Below are 16,503 nucleotides of genomic sequence, written 5' to 3'. Positions count from 1 at the left end.
TCGAATAGTCACCTCCAATTTTATTTAGTGAATGCATCTTTGATAAGCTCTATATTTTGCTCCATACCGTCAAGATAGCTGTCCTTGTCGTACTCTCCCCTGTTGAGAGGATCGATATAAACCACATGCACATCTGTCTCACGCGATACGGTATCTCCCATGCTCTTTCCGTAGAGCTCCTCAGCGAGTATTACCGACACTCCGTCATCCTTTATTGCACTAATTACCTGCTTTATCTCACCTGCGCTGACTGAGCGCTCCTCGTCAAGGTCTAACAGGTAGCATGCATTCATGGAATAATCATCAGCCACATACGCATAGGCCTCATGGAATATGACGATATTCTGCCCATCTGTTAAGCTTTTTAAGCTGTCCTGCTCTTTTTCGAGCTTTGCAAGTTTGGCGTCATATTTTTCGGCATTCGCATAATATTCTTCAGCGTGTGCCTCATCCTTTTGTGCCAGATGAGAGGCAATGGTTTTGACCATGGTGCGGTAACGCGGCACACTCATCCATGCATGGGCATTCTCATCACCGTGGTCATGATCGTGCGCGCTATCTGATTCTGCGTCTGCTTCGTGGTCATGGTCGTGGTCACTGTCTGATTCTGCATCTGCATCGTGATCATGGTCGTGGTCACTGTCTGATTCATCATCAGAAAGAAGTGCCACATCCTCACAAGCCTCAACCACATCAAGCTTCGGATACGCCTTTGCCACATCAGACATAAACGACTCTATACCGCCTCCGTTTATTACAAAAACATCGGCTGTGGATAAAAGCTTCATATCCTCCGGTGTGAGCTGGAAATCGTGCAGACAGCCGGTCTGTGGCTCGCTTAGATTTTCGAGTCTCACTCCTTTCACACCATCCACTATGTTTAAAGTGGCAATGTACATAGGATAGAAGGATGTCACGACAGTAAGCATATCATCAGCTTCGTCAGTATTTTTTGCACTGTCCGAAGCATCTGACATTTCACCGGCAGCTCCTGTTTTACCTGATGTGTGTTCATATGCGTGTTCGTATGCCATTACGGCAAGCGTACACACTATCAATATACACAAAAACATAATGCCTACAAATTTGCATTTATTCTTCATATATTAAATATTCGCCTTTCTTTCTATAGCTTTATTTCTTTTTATGATTATTAGCGCTTTTTTTGCTCTTGGCCTTATCTCTGCGCTCTTTCGTCTTTTTCGCAACCGGCTTTCCGGTCTTCTTCCAGCGCTCCTTTTTGTGTGGCTCCGATGAAACGGCTTTTTTTGCCGCCGATTTTGCCTCGCGCTTTGCTGCCTCCTCCTGCTTCATGGCAAGAAGGGTCTCCTCGTCAAATACGAGTGAATCTATGAGCTTCCAGATTTCATCCCTGCCATCCTTTGACATGGACGAAAACGGTATGACTACCGTGCCCGGCTTCACATGAAGCACATCCTTGATGGTCTTTATGTGTGCGGCAATCTGGCTTTTTTTCAATTTATCAGATTTGGTTGCAATGATGATCGGTGCAAAACCCTGGTTTACCATCCAGTCATACATCATGATATCATTGTCCGATGGCTCATGCCTTATATCTATTAAAAGAAACACTGCCTGAAGCTTTTTTGAGGTGTGCAGATAGTTTTCTATCATCTGTCCCCATTTGGCTTTTATCTCGATATTGGCGTTGGCATAGCCATAGCCCGGCAGATCGACCAGATACATGGCGTCATTGACGTTGTAAAAATTGATGGTCTGCGTCTTGCCGGGCTGTGAAGAGATTCTGGCAAGTGACTTTCTGTTCATGAGCGCATTGATCAGCGACGATTTGCCTACATTGGATTTGCCGGCAAATGCCACCTCATTATACTCATTGTCAGGGATTGTGCTTGTAATTCCGCAAACTGTCTCTAAATTAACACTTTTAATTACCATAATCTCTTCCTCATTCTTATTTTACAAATGCAATCTTCTCTACCTGTGAAAATTTCTCCACCGGCACTATTTCCATGCCGTCTGTTATTTCCTTTGAAATCTCCTCCAGGTCCTTTTCATTATCCTTTGGAATACACACTGTTTTTATTCCGATTACTTTGGCTGCAAGCAGCTTTTCCTTGAGTCCTCCTATCGGAAGCACCCTGCCGCGCAGTGTTATCTCGCCTGTCATGGCTACATCTGCCCTGACAGCTCTGTCTGTAATAGCCGAGAGCATGGCTGTCGCCATAGTAATGCCTGCGGATGGACCGTCCTTCGGCACTGCTCCCTCGGGAATATGTATATGGATGTCATGCTTCGTATAAAACTCTGCATCAATGCCATATCCTTCGCTTATTGAGCGCACATAGCTAAGTGCCGCCTGTGCCGACTCCTTCATCACATCACCAAGCTTACCTGTGAGAACAAGCTCACCCTTGCCCGGCAGCACATTCACCTCGACCTCGAGTGTGACACCGCCCACGCTGGTCCATGCGAGTCCTCTTACGATTCCCACCTCAGCGTGATCATTTTTCTTCTCCGGGCTGTACTTCGGATTGCCCAGATATGTCTTTAGATTGGTCTTTGTAACCTTTATAGCCGCTTCGCTATCCTTAAAGATTTCTCTTGCAGCCTTGCGGCACAGCTTGCCGATAGTCCTCTCAAGGCTTCTGACTCCGGCCTCTCTGGTGTACAGCCTGATGATGTCCTTTAAAGCACCGTCTGTTATCGTAAGCTGTTCCTTTTTAATTCCGTTTTTGCTCTTTTGCTTCTCAACCAGGTGCTCCTTTGCGATGTGAAACTTCTCATTTTCAGTGTAGCTTGACACCTCGATAAGCTCCATCCTGTCAAGAAGCGGCTTTGGAATGCCTGAAACCTCATTTGCAGTTGCAATAAAAAGCACCTCCGACAAATCTACAGGCATCTCAATGTAATGATCCCTGAATTTGCAGTTCTGCTCACTGTCAAGCACCTCAAGAAGAGCGGCTGATGTGTCACCCTTGTAGTCACTTGACACCTTATCTATCTCATCCAACAGCATGAGAGGATTTGAAACGCCTGCCTGTCTTAAGCCATTTACTATACGGCCCGGCATGGCACCGATATATGTCTTTCTGTGTCCACGAATTTCTGCCTCATCGCGCACACCGCCAAGAGAAATACGCACGTATTTTTTCTCCAGTGCAGCCGCAATTGAGCGAGCTATGCTTGTCTTTCCGGTTCCCGGAGGACCTACAAGGCAAATTATAGGACTCTCTCCCTTGCTAGTCAGGTTTCTGACTGCCAGAAACTCAAGTATCCTCTCCTTGACGTCCTTTAATCCGTAGTGATCATCATCAAGTACCTTTGCTGCATGGTCAAGATCCTTGTTGTCCACAGACATTTTGTTCCATGGAAGCTCAAGTACAGTCTCTATATAGCCTCTCTCAACCGTGCTCTCTGATGAGCTGCTGCTCATATTTCTAAAGCGCTTTATCTCTTTTTTCGTCTTTTCCTTTACGTAGTCAGGCACATCTAACTCAGATAGCTTTTTCTCATATTCATCAGCCTCCGAGTCAGCATTCTCGCCCAGCTCCTCGCGTATCACGCCGAGCTGTTCACGAAGCACATACTCCTTCTGATGCTTATCCACACGAACCTTTACTTTTTTCTGAAGCTCATTCTTTATGGAAATAACCTCCACCTGGGAGAGAAGTAATGAGACTATAACCTGATATCTGTCATTGATATCCTCTGCCTCAAGCACCTGCTGCTTCAGCTCATATGACACCGGCAGATTGTTGGTGACATAGTCTATGAGCTTTTCAAGATCCTCATTCTGATCTATCTGTCTGATAAGCTCCTTGCTGATTTTGCCGATGACTGCCGCATATCTGTGAAAAGCCTCTCTGACTCCGAGAAGCATAGCCTCCCTGAGATCCTCCGGCAGGCTGTCTTTATTACTGTCAAAATAACAGATTTCTGCCTCAAGGTACTTCTCACAACCGGTAAAGCCAAGCAGCTTTGCCCGGCTTATTCCATCTACAAGTATTCTCACAACATCATTCTGAAGTCTGACAACCTGCTTAATGTCGGCCACTATTCCCATCTGATAGAGGTCTTCCTGAGTCGGGTCCTCCCTGTCCAAATTCTTTTGTGTGACAAGATAAATCCTTTGATCCTGCTCCATAGCCTCCTCGATAGCACGAAGTGAGCGCTCTCTGCTGACGTCGAAATGAGCAATCATTCCCGGCAGGATAGTAAGCCCTCTCAGCGCTACTGCAGGCATATTAATAATCTGTTCTTCCACTTGTATCTCCTGTATTTATTGCACAGCGGGCAAAACAAGCCGCTGTGCAATTTATATTATCTGATGCTGTATCTTTGGTAAAATACCACCATGTATTTACGATGCTGCCTTTTCCTCGATATATGCCTCCGGCACACACTCACCATCGAGCTTTAAGTTATTCTCCACCGTATCCTTGTCGATCACGCACCTGCTGATGCTCTTGTCTGACGGTATACGATACATAAGGTCAAGCATAACTGCCTCCATGATGGCACGAAGACCTCTGGCTCCTGTCTTTCTCTCAAGTGCCTTGTCAGCGATGGCATTGACTGCATCATCCGTGAACTCAAGGCCGACTCCGTCAAGCTCCAAGAGCTTTGTGTACTGCTTGATAAGTGAGTTCTTAGGCTCCTTAAGTATACGGATAAGTGCATCCCTGTCGAGTGCCTCAAGTGAAACTGTGATAGGTACACGTCCTATAAACTCTGGAATCAGTCCAAACTTCACAAAATCCTGTGGCAGTGCATGCTTAAATGCCTCTCCCACATTGAGCTCTGTCTTTGACTTTACATCTGAATTGAAGCCTATAGATGATGTATCCATACGGCTGTCGATGATTTTCTCCAGACCGTCAAATGCTCCACCGCAGATAAAAAGTATATTCGTAGTGTCAATAGAGATAAGCTCCTGCTGTGGATGCTTTCTGCCGCCCTGTGGCGGTACAGATGCCACTGTACCCTCAAGAATCTTTAAAAGAGCCTGCTGCACACCCTCACCTGACACATCTCTGGTGATTGAGACATTCTCTGATTTCTTTGTGATTTTGTCTATCTCATCTATATAAATGATACCATGCTCTGCACGCCCGATATCATAATCTGCCGCCTGAATAAGCTTTAAGAGGATATTCTCCACATCCTCACCTACATATCCTGCCTCTGTGAGTGTTGTAGCGTCTGCGATGGCAAACGGAACATTTATCACTCTGGCAAGTGTCTGCGCAAGAAGTGTCTTTCCTGAGCCTGTAGGTCCAAGCATGAGAATATTACTCTTCTGCAGCTCAACATCCGATGTATCTCCAGCCAGTACTCTCTTGTAGTGATTGTAAACAGCAACCGAAAGCACCTTCTTGGCCTGGTCCTGTCCTATTACATAATCATCCAGAAATGCCTTAAGCTCCTCCGGAGTAACGAGATTTATATCATCCTTAGCGCTGCCATTGCTCTCATGGCCTTCTACGCCTTCCTCCTCAAGAATCTCGGCACATATATCTATACACTCATCGCAGATAAAAGCTCCATTAGGTCCGGAAATCAAACGATTTACCTGGTCCTGTGTCTTACCGCAAAATGAGCAGCGAATCTTTCCGTCGTTTTTTCCTGCCATTATTAACTCCTTTTATTGCATGAGGGCATCCCATACGGGGTACCCTCTTAAATTCATCTAACTTCTGATTATCTGTTTGTTATTACACTGTCTATGAGACCATACTCTGCTGCTTCCTGTGCTGACATATAGTTGTCACGCTCTGTATCTGCTGCGATTGTCTCATATGGCTTGCCTGTATTGGCTGCTAAAATTTCGTTTAATCTCTTCTTTGTCTTTAAGATATTCTCTGCTGCAATCTGAATCTCTGTAGCCTGACCCTTTGCACCGCCCGATGGCTGATGAATCATAATCTCTGCATTTGGAAGAGCATATCTCTTGCCCTTTGCACCACCTGCAAGCAGGAAAGCGCCCATGCTGGCTGCAAGACCTATACAGATTGTTGATACATCACACTTGATGTACTGCATAGTATCGTAAATAGCAAGTCCTGCTGTAACCATTCCACCCGGTGAATTGATGTAAAGGTGGATGTCCTTATTTGGATCCTCAGACTCAAGGAATAAAAGCTGGGCAACAACAAGGCTGGCTGTTGTCTCGTTTACTTCCTCACCAAGGAAAATGATACGGTCTTTTAATAATCTGGAGTAAATGTCGTAGTTGCGCTCTCCTCTGCTGGTCTGTTCAATGACATATGGTACTAAACTCATATAAAATGCCTCCTTTATAAAAGTTCAAAAGACCGGCTCAGAAAATAGGCTTCTGAGCCAGTCCATCAAATTTTGATTCAAAAATCTTATTCTTCTGTAGACTCCTCTGCATCAGCCTTTCTCTTTGCCTTTGCACGCTCTTTAACGTTGTCCATGACAAGATCTACAGCCTTTGTGATAGCGAGGTCTTTCTTCATAGACTCTTTCTCAGCATCTCCCATGTACTCTTTAAGCTTATCAGCCTCCATGCCGTATGCCTTAGCCATCTTCTCTACCTCAGCATCGATATCTGCATCAGTAACCTCGATATTCTCCTCCTTGGCAATCTGCGCAAGTACAAGGCTGCTCTGGATACGTGTTGTAGCCTCCGGACGAACCTGATCTTTAAGCTGGTCAACTGTCATGCCTGAGAACTGTAAGTACTGCTCCATTGTAAGACCGCTCTGTGCGATTCTCTGAGCGAACTCCTCAACCATTGTCTCACACTGTGTCTCAATCATTGCCTCAGGAAGATCCATCTTTGACTTGTCGATAATCTTCTGGATAGCCTCATCCTCTTTAGTCTTCTTAGCTTCTGTCTCTTTCTTCTCTGTGAGGTTCTTCTTGATTTCCTCTTTGTACTCAGCTAATGTATCAACACCTGCTACATCCTGTGCAAACTCATCATCAAGCTCAGGAAGCTCCTTAGCCTTGATCTCGTTGATCTTAACCTTGAATGTTGCCGGCTTTCCTGCAAGGTCTGCTGCCTGATACTGCTCAGGGAATGTTACATTGACCTCAACCTCATCGCCTGTGTTCTTTCCTACTAACTGATCCTCGAATGTATCAATGAATGTGTGTGAACCGATCTCTAATGGATGATTCTCACCCTTTCCACCATCGAAAGCTACTCCGTCAACAAATCCCTCGAAGTCGATAACTGCTGTATCTCCCTCTGCTACAGGACGATCTGTAACTGTAACTGTTCTTGCATTTTTGTTTCTCTGGTTCTCAAGCTCAGCGTCAACCTCTTCATCAGAAACTGATGTGTCAATCTTTGTAACTGTAACGCCCATGTACTTACCAAGAGTAACCTCAGGTCTTACAGCAACCTCTGCTGTGTAGATGAAAGGCTGTCCCTTCTCAATCTGAGTAACCTCAACTGTAGGACGTGAAACAATGTCAACACCACTCTCGTCAACCGCACCTGCGTATGTCTGCTGCATAAGGATATTTGCTGCATCCTCGTAGAACACACCTGCTCCATACATTTTCTCAATCATAGCTCTTGGCACTTTTCCTTTACGGAATCCAGGTACACTAATCTGTTTCTTCTGCTTCTGATATGCAGAATCCAATGCTTTCTCTAATTCCTCGGCTGCTACCTCAATAGTAAGCTTCGCCATATTATGCTCTAAATTCTCAACCTGTACACTCATGTCAATCGTTATCCTCCTTAAAAATATATATGAATGGTATGTACATCAAATGTAATGTGGGCATGCTTTTTAAACTGCTAAGCCCAGTCATTGGATGATTATAACACAACAAATCCACTATTTCCAGTGTTTTTTACATTAAATTTGCTTTTGTGTATAATTCCATAAATTGTCAGCAATACCAAAACATATTTTTGTCATTTTACGGCATAATATTTCCATACACATACAGCTTGTGTATAACGTTTTAAAAGGAGGTATTGTATTATGGCAGCATCAAGTAGTAAAAAAGCTTCTGTACCGGAGGCAAAAGAGGCTATGAACCGTTTCAAGGAAGAGGTTGCTTCTGAGCTTGGAGTTCCTTTAAAGGAGGGCTACAACGGTGACCTTACTTCTAAGCAGGCCGGTTCAATCGGTGGCGAGATGGTCAAGCAGATGATCATGAAGCAGGAGCAGCAGATGAAATAAACTCTGCAATAACAAGCACAAAAAGAGGCCGCACACCATGGGGTTTGGTGTGTGACCTCTTTTGTTATAATACTAATGATACCTTTTGACCCTTTAATCATACTAATCATGCCGGTCTGATTATTTGCTGAATGTTGTATTAGTATACCAGTCCCTGTCGAATATGCTCTACTGTGGCATCGTCTGTGAAGTATCTGACAATCTCGAGTGCAAACGCAATAGCTGTTCCCATTCCACGGCTTGTAATCACGTTGCCGTCCACAACTACAGGCTGCTCAAGCCACTGTGCACCGAGAAGCTTCTCCTCAAAGCCCGGATGGCATGTAGCCTTTTTTCCCTCAAGTATATGATTCTCACCGAGCACGCTAGGCGCTGCACATATTGCTGCAACAAGCTTTCCCTCAGTGGCAAAGCTCTTAATAGTCTTTACCACGATCTCATCCGCACCCAGGTTTAATGTACCCGGCATGCCTCCCGGCAGTACGATTGCATCATAGCTGTCAAAGTCAGCCTGCGCCTTTGTGGTATCTGTCTTAAATGTCACCTGATGCGAGCTTGTCACCTCTGCTTTTTCTGTGATTGATATGGTCTCAATCTCAAGCTTTGCTCTTCTAACTATATCGACCACTGTAAGTCCTTCAATCTCCTCACAGCCGTCTGCCATAAAAATTCCTACTTTACTCATATTTTTCTCCTTCTTTTTCTCTAATAATACTATAGAAATTACTGCATATCAGTAACACCTATAAAAAGTTACTGCTCATAAGCCTGGATTCACCGCTTGAATTTTTAAGTACCGGTCATTATAATCAGATATGTGTAACAATAAACCCACACATAACCCGAAAGGATATACCATGGAAATCGAAAGAAAATACTTACTTAAACAGCTTCCTTCCAATTTAGACAGCTACGCGAGCAAAAAAATCGCCCAGGGCTATCTGTGCACCTCTCCTGTTGTCAGGGTCAGACGCTCAAATGACAGCTATTATATGACCTACAAGGGAGCCGGGCTTATGGTGCGCGAGGAGTACAATCTTCCTCTCACAAAAGAAGCCTACGACCATCTTGTCCAAAAGATTGACGGCCGACTCATCGAAAAGACACGCTATCTCATACCTCTTGACGGTGGCCTGACCGCAGAGCTTGATGTATTTGAGGGTGATCTGGCTCCTCTTACACTTGTGGAGGTCGAATTCGACTCTGTTGACGCAGCAAATGAATTCGCAGCCCCTGACTGGTTTGGCGAGGATGTCACCGAATCCGGTAAATATCACAACAGCTATCTGAGCCGGTTGGCAAACTCATAATGCTGACGGGTTCTGATAATATTTTTCAAATCCTCATATCTCTCCATTAAAGGAGCCTCAGGAAGTACAACATCCATCACTACAGCCATATCATCAAGCAGCCTGTCTGTAATAGTATCACTCATTGATACAAGGATGTTGTATTTTTCCTCAAGGGTATCCGCATCGAGAAACTTTATAAGCTGCGGATTTGGTGCCTGGTCATCATCTGCATCTGCTACCTGCGCTTTACTTGTCTGCACTTGTACACTTCCGGCTTCCGGCATCTTAGCTGCAGACTGCCTGACAGCCTCACTCTTTACCTGCGTATCCGTTTGCTTCGTCTGTGGCGTAATCCTCTCAAACCTGTATTTCTGCTTCACATCAGGATATTTCTCATGATCCACCTCACTTACAAACATGTCAAGTGGTCTGGCATATACTCCAAAATTATCATATAAAGCCTGATAAATTACCAGCTTTTCCCCTGTCTCTGAATGTGTTGCCACTGTAACTATCTGATACAGCTTATTCTTAAAGTGCCTGTAAAACTCTCCGGGCTTTGGTGTTCTGTCCATCATTTCTGCCTCTTTTCCTATTATTTAAAAGTTGTTAATCATGTCTAAGCCTTCCCCAAGGAAATCTCTCTCAAACTCCAGATTGCCGCTGTATCCCATGGCAATCAGATCATCAACACTGCCAAACATGCTCTGTGTCTCAGCTTCCATAATCTTTGCACCGTCTGCCGCTTTGGTATGCAGTGTCTGGCAATTTCTTGAGTGCTCCTGAGCCAGCCTCTGCTGCGCCTCGCTATGTCCGTGCATAGTCTCAATCTCTTTTTGTGTCGTATCATCCGCAAAGCGTGCGTTATTTTTCACGGCCCTCTGCACTATATCCGGATTGCTCTGCTGCGGTCTCTGCTGTGGCTGTACTCTCTGCTGCATCTGTGGTCTCTGAGGTTGCTGTACTCTCTGCTGCATCTGTGGCTGTGGTTTCTGCTGATATGTCTGGTTCAATGCATTCATACCCGACTGAACTGTATTCTGCATGCTGTTCCATATCTGCTGCATCTGCTTCTGCTGCGATCTCGGTTTGTTGGGCTGCGTATTTTTGCTGCCTGCGTTCTTTGATTTTTTATTAATATAAAAAATTGCTCCTAATATAATAACCCAAATTATAATATTCATATTCTGCTCCTTTATCAATCTGCATTTTCTATGTCAATCCCTGAATATCCTGCACATATCGCGCAGTATGTACTCTGCTGTCTGTTCCGGCTCCCATTGCTTTGCAACACCCACAAGCAGCGGCTTAAGCTCCGACAGTATCCTTGCCGTGCGCCGGTCTGTCGTGCCCTCATACTTATCATTTATGGCCTCAGCCTGCTTCACACATGCCTCAAGCTGCTTTAATATATCCTTCCAGAACTCCTCGTAATATATCTCATGCACTCTCTTAGTCTTTTGTGTGAAATTTAGCTCTGCAAGCTCTTTGTTGCTGTGCCCCAGATAGAAATATGACAGAGCAAACAAATCAGGCTTTTTCCTTTCAAGCCCCTCATTTGTCAAGTGTATCAGATTCTCTATCTCACTCTGTAAAATGATACCGTTGTCAAAGGATGACAGATATCTCTCCCCCTGCTTTACAACAGAGTCCAGAGTCGTGTGAAAATCCGTGTCCACCTTGCTGATTAAAAATTCATCGTCAAACATGCCGCTTTTCGCTTTGCAAGCCTTTATCAGCTCTCCAAAGTGCTTCCGGTCGGTTCCTGTGAGCTCACAATACCCTATAACAAGCTGCTCAAGCTCCTTTAAATCTGAAAGCAGGCTGCTTAAGCCTGTCTTCACGCCATAATAGCGCTTTGCAACCCCTGATGAATTCTTTTTGGTTTTGACATACAGCTTAAGCCAGCTGTTGACCACTGTCATGTCGGCACCTGCCGTATCCATCGCTGTCTTAAATTTCTTTTCCGTATCACTTAGTCCTAAAATCATCACACACCCTCAAACATCATTCTAAAACTATATAATAACAATTCTACACCATTATCATATTTTTTTAAAGAGCCTTTTTTCTCTCTGAAAAGCTCTCTGAAAAGCCCACTTTAAACGCAAAAAAAGGAAGCCATACAATAGCTGTATGACTTCCTATATACTCTGAATGTTATTCGCATCGTCGTGCGAATGGCTCGAGCGGCTTTGTTATGATAGCAAAATCAGATTAACGACCGAACTGCATATCGTTGTTACCTGATTTTGTTGTGAACATCTCAAGCATGTTGATTGGATCGTTGTAATCCATAAGCCATCCCTCACGGGCGAAATCAAACTGTCCGTCCTTACGGCTGTTAAGGAATACGTTCCACTCCTGCTGCTCAACCTTTAAGTTGATACCTACCTTTGAAAGATCAGCCTGAATAGCATCACCAATCTTTACATTTGCCTCTGAGTTGTTTACAAGGTATGAGAACTCGATAGTCTGGTTTACCTGGCCTGTGCTCTCATCTAATAATCCGATAGAAGCAAGAAGCTCTTTAGCCTCCTCAAAGTTCTTATCGTAATCTGTGCCGTAGTAATCTTTGTTCTTGAACTCGCCACCGTTACCATCTGTAACACCCTCTGGGATAAATGTTGTGGCAATCTTCTGTCCGCCCTGGGCGATTGTATCGATAATGTACTGACGATCGATAAGAAGACAGATTGCATGTCTGAATACCTTAGCCTGGTCAGCATCTAATCCAAGATCTGAGTAAAGCTTAGAGTTGATGTTGAAGCCTGCGTAGTATGTTCCAAGGTTGTCTACTGTGTAGAACTCGCTTGTCTTCTTAGCTGCCTCAATCTCTGCTGTAGGAACTGAATCAATAAAATCAAGGTCACCGTTCTGGTAAGCTGTGTAAGCTGAAACATCATCAGATGTAAGCATTACGTTCATCTCATCAACTGTTACATTGTCAGCATCCCAGTAGTTAGGATTCTTAACATATGTCATGCTTGAATCATGCTTCCACTCCTTGAGTGTGAATGCACCATTTGTAACGAACTTGTCGCCTGCATCGTTTGCCCAGTCATCATTTCCCTCTACTGAGTTCTGGTTTACAGGGAAGAAGAATGGGAATGCACATAAGTCAAGGAAGTATGGTGTAACTGCTTTAAGCTTGACTGTAAGAGTCTTTCCATCATCAGAAGCAACTACATCATCAGCAGCAAGCCCCTTTGTATCATCATATCCTGCGAATACTGCGCAAAGGTAGCTGTAATCTGCAGCTGTCTTAGGATCTGCAGCTCTCTTCCAAGACCACTCGAAATCCTTTGCAGTAAGCTCATCACCATTTGACCACTTAAGACCGTCACGCATTGTGAATGTGTATGTGAGGCCATCCTCAGAAACCTCATAGCTCTCTGCACATGCAGGCTCAAGCTTGCCCTCAGCGTTGTAACGCATAAGACCCTCAAAGCTGTTTACTGCAAGACATCCGCCGTCAACAGTACTGTTTAATGCAGGATCGATATGATCAGGCTCTGATGCCATGAAAATGTTTAACTTTCCGGCATTCTTTGTGTTCTTTGCATTGTAGAAGTATTTCATACCCTCTACTGTTGAGTATATGTCTGTTACATAATCCTTGAGCATATACTGGTCATTGTAGTAGTAAAGTGGAATAACACACCATGTATCCATAAGCATATCCTCTGCCTGGTGCATCATCTCTGCACGCTTTGCAAGATCTGTTTCTGTACGGATAGAATCTACTAACTCGTCATAGCTTGTCCAGTCTACCGCTGTTGATACAGCAGTATCAGGAGTGTCGTTAGTAGTTGTTTTGTTGTTGCTCTTGCTTCCACAAGCAGTCATGCCAAGTGCCATAGCTGCAACAAGAGTAAGTGCTACTAATCTCTTTTTCATCTTTCTTCCTCCTATTATTTAATATGAAAAATAAATTTATGTTAGAACCGGCACATGTGGCTTAAGCTATATGCCGGTAAAAACCTTATATTAGCGGTTGAAACATGCAACCATATGTCCGTTTCCTCTGTCTGTAAGCTCCGGACGTGCTGCTGCACACTGTTCTGTCGCATATTTACAACGTGAACGGAACGGACAGCCGCTAGGCATGCGAAGAGGTGAAGGAACATCTCCCTCAAGCACGATTCGCTTGCTGTGTCTGGCAGTCTCAGGATCCGGAATCGGAACCGCTGAAAGCAGCGACTGTGTGTACGGATGAATTGGATTGTCCATCAGCTCATCAGCATCTGCAAGCTCCATCATATGACCTAAGTACATAACAGCTATTCTATCAGAGATATGCTGCACTACAAGCAGATCATGCGCTATAAACAGGTATGATAACCCTCTCTCCTTCTGCAGATCCTCAAACATGTTGACTACCTGAGCCTGAATCGAAACATCAAGTGCCGATACCGGCTCATCACATACGATAAACTTCGGATCTACTGCAAGCGCTCTTGCTATTCCGATACGCTGTCTCTGTCCACCCGAAAACTCATGTGCATAGCGTGTGGCATGGTCTGCGTTTAGTCCAACTGTCTCCATGAGATCCATAATCATCTCATGGCGCTCTTTCCTGCTATTGTAAAGCTTGTGCACATCGAGAGGCTCTCCGATGATATCCTCAACCGTCATACGAGGGTTGAGTGATGAATACGGATCCTGGAATACCATCTGCATCTGCTTACGGTAAGGATGCATATTCACATCTATCTTCTTCTCACTGTCAAACAATACATTGCCGTCGAACTCAATGCGTCCTGCTGTAGGCTGGTACAGACGTAAAAGAGTACGTCCTACGGTTGTCTTTCCACAGCCTGACTCGCCAACAAGTCCAAGCGTCTCACCCGGCTTTATGGCAAATGACACATCATCGACTGCCTTTAATTCCATCTTTTTAAATCCGTCATGAACAGGGAAATACTGCTTCAAATGGTCTACCTTGAGCAGGTACTCGTTGTTATTTGTCTCATTACTCATTTGATTTTCCCTCCTCCATCATATTCTTAATATTCATCCAGCATGATGCGAGATGATCCTCTCCAACCCAGATTTCCTCCGGCTTTTCGGTGAGACATATCTTCATAGCGGCATCACAGCGAGGGCAGAATGCACAGCCCTTTGGCATGTTTAGCATATTGATTGGTGTGCCTCCGATAGGAACAAGCCTGGTTTTTGAATTGGTCTTTGTAGGGATTGAACGAAGCAGTCCCTTTGTGTACTCATGCGCCGGGCTGTAGAATATGGCATCTGCTGTTCCTCTCTCACACACACGGCCACCGTACATAACTATGATTTCATCACACATTGAAGCAATGACACCCAGATCATGTGTAACCATGATGATTGCCATGCCAAGCTTTTCCTGCAGTGACTGCATAAGCTCAAGAATCTGTGCCTGGATAGTCACATCAAGAGCTGTTGTCGGCTCATCTGCAATAAGGATATCCGGCTCACAGGCCAATGCCATAGCTATCATGACACGTTGTCTCATACCACCAGAAAGCTCGTGAGGGTACTGATTTACACGCTTCTCAGGCTCATTTACTCCTACAAGTGTGAGCATCTCTATAGCGCGCTCCTTTGCTTCCTTCTTTGTACGGTCTGTGTGAAGAAGCACTGCCTCCTCAAGCTGATAGCCTACCGTAAATACCGGATTAAGCGATGTCATAGGATCCTGGAAAATGATTGAACAGCATTTTCCTCTGAAATCTGCCATTTTCTTTTTGTTCCATTTGGTGATATCCTCACCCTTATATTTTACTGAGCCGCCTGTGATGGCACCATTCTCAGCAAGAATCTGCATGATTGAATATGCTGTAACTGACTTTCCTGAGCCTGACTCTCCTACGATTCCAAGGGTCTTTCCCGGCTCAAGCTTAAAGCTGACACCGTTTACAGCTGATACGTCTCCGTTATCGGTCTTGAAGGTAGTGTGCAGATCAGATACTTCAAGAACAAACTTATTATCTTCCATCTTACTCACTCCTTACTATTTCGATAATTTAGGGTCAAATGCATCTCTTAAGCCGTCACCGATAAGATTCAATGTAAGAACAATGATACAAATCGTAAGCGCCGGAAAAATAAGACGCAATGGGTAGCTCTGGAGTCCGCCACGCGCTGTATTTGCCAACGAACCAAGTGAAGGCATAGGAGAAGAAACACCAAGTCCGATAAATGACAGATAACTCTCAGTAAAGATAGCTGATGGTATCTGAAGTGCTGTAGTAATGATGATTACTGACAGACAGTTCGGTAAAATGTGTTTTCTGATAGTGCGGGCTGATGATGTTCCGATACACTTTGCTGCGAGAATGTACTCATTCTGCTTGATGGTAAGAATCTGACCTCTTATAAGTCTTGCCATTCCTACCCAGTAAAGCAATCCAAACACTAGGAAAAGTGCAATCATGTTGACACCGAGCTTTGAAATCACTGTACCCTTTATTACAGGTGTCAGCACCTCATTTAATACAACTGCGAGTAAAATGATGAGCAGCATATCCGGCAATGAATAAATGATATCTACTATTCTCATCATAATCATATCTACCTTGCCACCGCAGAAGCCCGATACGGAACCGTAAATGATACCGATTATAAGCACAAGCAGTGATGCAAACACACCGACCCCCAGCGATACACGAGCTCCGTAAACAACACGGATAAAATAGTCTCTTCCGAGCTCATCTGTACCAAAAATGTGCGGGAACAGCTTCTCACCTGCATCAATCTGTGCCTGCTCATCCTCGCTGTACTGGAAAGGTCCTAAGTTCTGTGCACCCTTAACGATATCTGCATAGCCGTAAGGCACAATCTTTGGTGCCAGAAGAATAACCAAAATAAGTAAAACCAAAACTATAATAGAACCCATAGCCAATGGATTTTTGCGTAGTCTCTTAAGACCATCTTTAAAGAAGGTAGTAGACTCACCCATAACCTCCTGCTGGCGTTTTTCTTCATCTGATGCCTTGGCAAAATCCTTCATATCGAACTTACTAAGGTCAATCTGTGTGGAGAAAGGTGCTCTCTTCATATTATCTTTCATCTTTATC

General features: G+C 44.4%; 15 protein-coding genes and 1 pseudogene. 2 read left to right on the top strand and 14 right to left on the bottom strand.

The features are described 5' to 3' along the window. Positions 1-20: 20 nt before the first annotated feature. From ACTQ1L_RS04195 to tig, 6 genes and pseudogenes are all read right to left on the bottom strand, one after another. Complete coding sequence (locus tag ACTQ1L_RS04195) at positions 21-1,103, bottom strand: metal ABC transporter substrate-binding protein (RefSeq protein ID WP_441365543.1); 1,083 nt, start codon at positions 1,101-1,103, stop codon at positions 21-23. 223 nt (positions 1,104-1,326) lie between these two features. Next, positions 1,327-1,917, bottom strand: a pseudogene (yihA, locus tag ACTQ1L_RS04190) (ribosome biogenesis GTP-binding protein YihA/YsxC); the annotation flags it as partial. A 16-nt stretch (positions 1,918-1,933) separates the two neighbouring features. Continuing rightward, positions 1,934-4,246: an endopeptidase La gene (gene lon, locus ACTQ1L_RS04185; RefSeq protein WP_441365542.1), complete on the bottom strand. Its 2,313-nt coding sequence runs from the start codon at positions 4,244-4,246 to the stop codon at positions 1,934-1,936. A gap of 96 nt (positions 4,247-4,342) precedes the next feature. Next, positions 4,343-5,614, bottom strand: a complete 1,272-nt coding sequence (clpX, locus tag ACTQ1L_RS04180; RefSeq protein WP_321111100.1) for an ATP-dependent Clp protease ATP-binding subunit ClpX — start codon at positions 5,612-5,614, stop codon at positions 4,343-4,345. 68 nt (positions 5,615-5,682) lie between these two features. Further along, positions 5,683-6,264: an ATP-dependent Clp endopeptidase proteolytic subunit ClpP gene (clpP, locus tag ACTQ1L_RS04175; protein WP_012741852.1), complete on the bottom strand. Its 582-nt coding sequence runs from the start codon at positions 6,262-6,264 to the stop codon at positions 5,683-5,685. 86 nt (positions 6,265-6,350) lie between these two features. Continuing rightward, the gene (gene tig, locus ACTQ1L_RS04170) at positions 6,351-7,682 is read right to left on the bottom strand and encodes a trigger factor (RefSeq protein WP_441365539.1); all 1,332 of its coding nucleotides are present in this window, start codon (positions 7,680-7,682) and stop codon (positions 6,351-6,353) included. A 267-nt stretch (positions 7,683-7,949) separates the two neighbouring features. Here tig and ACTQ1L_RS04165 point away from each other — a divergent pair, with 267 nt between their 5' ends. After that, entirely contained in the window at positions 7,950-8,150 is a 201-nt protein-coding gene (locus tag ACTQ1L_RS04165) for an alpha/beta-type small acid-soluble spore protein (protein ID WP_055273200.1), read from the top strand. 139 nt (positions 8,151-8,289) lie between these two features. Here the strand turns inward: ACTQ1L_RS04165 and ACTQ1L_RS04160 are convergent, their stop codons facing one another. Then, positions 8,290-8,835 (bottom strand): DJ-1 family glyoxalase III, encoded by a 546-nt coding sequence (locus ACTQ1L_RS04160; protein WP_321111094.1) that lies wholly within the window; start codon positions 8,833-8,835, stop codon positions 8,290-8,292. Positions 8,836-9,007: 172 nt separating this feature from the next. Here ACTQ1L_RS04160 and ACTQ1L_RS04155 point away from each other — a divergent pair, with 172 nt between their 5' ends. Further along, positions 9,008-9,460, top strand: coding sequence for a CYTH domain-containing protein (locus ACTQ1L_RS04155; RefSeq protein WP_308656451.1), 453 nt, complete (start codon positions 9,008-9,010; stop codon positions 9,458-9,460). Here the strand turns inward: ACTQ1L_RS04155 and ACTQ1L_RS04150 are convergent. The 7 genes from ACTQ1L_RS04150 to ACTQ1L_RS04120 all read right to left on the bottom strand — a co-directional run bounded on the left by ACTQ1L_RS04150 (position 9,433) and on the right by ACTQ1L_RS04120 (position 16,496). Next, on the bottom strand, positions 9,433-10,020 hold the full coding sequence (locus ACTQ1L_RS04150; protein ID WP_331675668.1) for a DUF1653 domain-containing protein: 588 nt from the start codon (positions 10,018-10,020) through the stop codon (positions 9,433-9,435). The genes ACTQ1L_RS04155 and ACTQ1L_RS04150 overlap by 28 nt on opposite strands. A 21-nt stretch (positions 10,021-10,041) precedes the next feature. Further along, positions 10,042-10,626 carry a hypothetical protein gene (locus tag ACTQ1L_RS04145; RefSeq protein ID WP_441365537.1) on the bottom strand — a complete coding sequence of 195 codons (585 nt, stop codon included), beginning with the start codon at positions 10,624-10,626 and terminating at the stop codon, positions 10,042-10,044. A 33-nt stretch (positions 10,627-10,659) separates the two neighbouring features. Then, positions 10,660-11,433, bottom strand: coding sequence for a hypothetical protein (locus ACTQ1L_RS04140; RefSeq protein WP_441365535.1), 774 nt, complete (start codon positions 11,431-11,433; stop codon positions 10,660-10,662). Between the two features lie 226 nt (positions 11,434-11,659). Continuing rightward, a complete protein-coding gene (locus tag ACTQ1L_RS04135) occupies positions 11,660-13,342 on the bottom strand; it encodes an ABC transporter substrate-binding protein (RefSeq protein ID WP_441365534.1) in 1,683 nt (560 codons plus the stop codon). A gap of 90 nt (positions 13,343-13,432) precedes the next feature. Next, on the bottom strand, positions 13,433-14,425 hold the full coding sequence (locus tag ACTQ1L_RS04130) for an ABC transporter ATP-binding protein (protein WP_441365533.1): 993 nt from the start codon (positions 14,423-14,425) through the stop codon (positions 13,433-13,435). After that, a complete protein-coding gene (locus tag ACTQ1L_RS04125) occupies positions 14,418-15,422 on the bottom strand; it encodes an ABC transporter ATP-binding protein (protein WP_015568957.1) in 1,005 nt (334 codons plus the stop codon). The genes ACTQ1L_RS04130 and ACTQ1L_RS04125 overlap by 8 nt, the downstream gene beginning before the upstream one ends. 15 nt (positions 15,423-15,437) lie before the next feature. Next, the gene (locus ACTQ1L_RS04120; protein ID WP_441365532.1) at positions 15,438-16,496 is read right to left on the bottom strand and encodes an ABC transporter permease; all 1,059 of its coding nucleotides are present in this window, start codon (positions 16,494-16,496) and stop codon (positions 15,438-15,440) included. Positions 16,497-16,503 lie beyond the last annotated feature (7 nt).

The organism is Agathobacter sp. LCP21S3_B2 (genome assembly GCF_052118705.1).
Lineage (GTDB): Bacteria > Bacillota > Clostridia > Lachnospirales > Lachnospiraceae > Roseburia.
Note: the sequence above shows the minus strand (reverse complement) of the source record. Positions and strands in the feature narration are given on the sequence as shown.